The following is a 2,525-nucleotide window of genomic DNA, read 5'->3' on the forward strand; positions in this document are numbered from 1 at the left end:
GCGGGCGCCGCGCGAACGCCACCCTTGAACCCCGCTGCCCAGCGGGGAACGGCTTGCTGTGGCGAATGACACGGCTTGCCCTGAGCGGCGTCGCCGGGAAGGGCAGGGAGTGAAGACGAGGGGAGAGGCGCGATCGCTCGCTCTCCTGCCGACGCGAGAATGACGCGGAACCGCGCGGAACCGCGCGGAGGCGGGCGGACCGGGGTGGGATGCGGAGGCGCACGCGCCTCGCGAAGAGGGCGGAACGCGGGTCAAATCCGCGCGCGGCGCGGGAAAGAAGACGCGACTGTTAATGGCCATCTAAACTGACCCACCTACGGCCACGAATTTTGACCCACTGAAGGGTGTGCTTTTCGAGCCGTTAAGCCCCAGACTGCGTGGTTTTTTTGCCAGTCGGGGAGCTGAACTTGCAGGAGTGGGTCATGATTCACAAGATCAAAGCCATGTACGACGAGGGTCGCGGCAGCTCGGTGCGCGCGATTGCGGTGGCGTTGAAGATCTCGCGCAACACGGTGCGCAAATACCTGGCGATGAGTGCCGAGGAGATTGCGGCGTATCAGGCGGAGCAGCGGCGCACGCGTCGCCTGGATGTCCATCGGACGTACATCGTCCATTTGCTGGAGACCGATCCACGTCTGAGCGCGGTGAAGGTGCTGCGCAAGTTGCGCGAGGCGCACGGCGACTTGGCGGTATCGGCGCGGAGCGCGCGGCGCGACATCCGGGAACTGAAGGAAACCGTCACGCTCAAGCAAGAGCGCGACGACGAGCCGGTGCTGGACAGGGTGCCGGGGGTGCCGTGCCAGGTCGACGGCGGGGAGTTGCGGGGGATGATGATCGCTGGGGTTGAGACGACGGTTGACTTCATGGTCTTCGTGCTCGTCGACTCGCGGCTCATGTTTGTGGCGGCGAGCCCCCGACCGATCGACACCTCCGAACTGATCCGAATGCACGATGCGGCCTTCCGCGATGTTGGTGGCCGCCCCCAGGAAGGCGTCGATGACCAGACCCGCCTGGTGGTGATTGACGAGCCGTTCCGCGAGCTGACCCTCAACGCCCGCTTTGCCCGTGATGCGGCCACGGCGGGGTTTGCGATCCGCGCCTGCCGCGGGGATGACCCCGAGAGCAAAGGGAAGGTCGAGGCCGGGGTCAAGTCCGTCAAGCACAATGGCCTCGATGGCGAGGCGTTTGCCCACTGGGAGGAACTGATTGCCCATCTCCAGCCGTGGCTGGAGGAGACGGCCAACGCCCGCGTGCAGGCCACCACCGGGGAGGTGCCGCGCGCGCGTGATGAACGGGCGGAGCAGCCCCACCTGCACCCCGACTTCACCCCGCCGGGTCTGGAAGAACTCACCGGGGAGGGGCCGCTCACCCGCCAAGTCGACAAGACCGGGCTCCTCTCCTGGAAGGCCAACCAATCTTCCGTGCCGCTGGCCGACCAACGGGGGCAGGTTGGCGTCACCGAGACGGATGAACCGTTGGTGATCCACGACCTGGCCAGCGGGACGGTCATCGCGCGCCATGCGCTGGCCACCGGCAAGGGTGCGATCGTCAAGAACACCCATCATGATCGCGATCCGGCCACCGCAATCGCCGACCTCGAGGCGATCATCGCCGAGCGTCTGGGCGGGGCGCTGGGCGCCCGCCTGTGCGCCCTGCTCAAGGCCACGGCGCCGAAGATCGACAAAGACCAACTCCAAGGCGTCCAGCGCCTCTTGACGCACAGGAGGCGCTCGACCTGGCGCTGGTTGAGCACCTCTGCGAGAAACCCACGCTGACGGCCACCCGCCTGCGCGAATCCCTCGACGCCGATGCCGCCCATCCCGAACGCTGGCGGGAGACGACAACCGCCCTGACGGTCCCGGCCAGCGTGCCAACGACCGCGACCGCGTCCTTGGCGCGCGATGGTCAGGTTGGGGCCGACAACGTTCGGGAGACGCGCGATGACCTCCATTGATGCCCTCGCGCAGAAAGTGCGTACCCTCAGTGGCCATCTCGCCGCGGCGCTGGCTGACCCGCTCAGCGCCGCCGAGGCCAATGCCCTGTCCTACCTGCAACGGATCGAGCAACTGGTCAACCTGGAGTTGCAGGGACGCGAAAAGAATCGACTGGCCATGAACTTACGCAAGGCCGGCTTTCCGGTGATCAAGCGCCTGGAGGAGTTCGACGATCGCCACCAGACCACCATCACCAAGCGTCAGGTCAGCCAGTTGCTGGACTTCCGCTTCCTCGACGAGCGCGCCAATCTGGTCTTCATCGGACCACCGGGGGTGGGCAAGACCCATCTGGCCATCGGCATCGGCCTCAATGCCTTGGAGGCCGGCGACAAGGTGCTCTTCACCACCGCGCTGGCCTTGGTCGAGACCCTGGAACTCGCCGAACTCAAGGGCGAGCTGAAGAAGAAGATCGCCAGCCTGCTCAAGTTTGACCTGCTCATCATCGACGAACTGGGGGCACTGGTTCAGTTCAATTTGGAAAGAAAAACCAAGAAATCAGGTAGTTGAGGGGATCTTCCGCAAAGAGGTGAA

2 protein-coding genes are annotated in these 2,525 nt (G+C 65.4%); both read left to right on the forward strand.

Annotated features, from left to right (window positions below):
- The first annotated feature begins 422 nt into the window (after positions 1 to 422).
- Positions 423 to 1,775: an IS21 family transposase gene (istA, locus tag QZY07_RS07300; RefSeq protein ID WP_295401169.1), complete on the forward strand. Its 1,353-nt coding sequence runs from the start codon at positions 423 to 425 to the stop codon at positions 1,773 to 1,775.
- Positions 1,776 to 1,940: 165 nt separating this feature from the next.
- Positions 1,941 to 2,501, forward strand: a complete 561-nt coding sequence (locus tag QZY07_RS07305) for an ATP-binding protein (protein ID WP_295401171.1) — start codon at positions 1,941 to 1,943, stop codon at positions 2,499 to 2,501.
- Positions 2,502 to 2,525 lie beyond the last annotated feature (24 nt).

The sequence above is a fragment of the uncultured Thiocystis sp. genome (genome assembly GCF_903866365.1).
Classification (GTDB): Bacteria; Pseudomonadota; Gammaproteobacteria; order Chromatiales; family Chromatiaceae; genus Chromatium.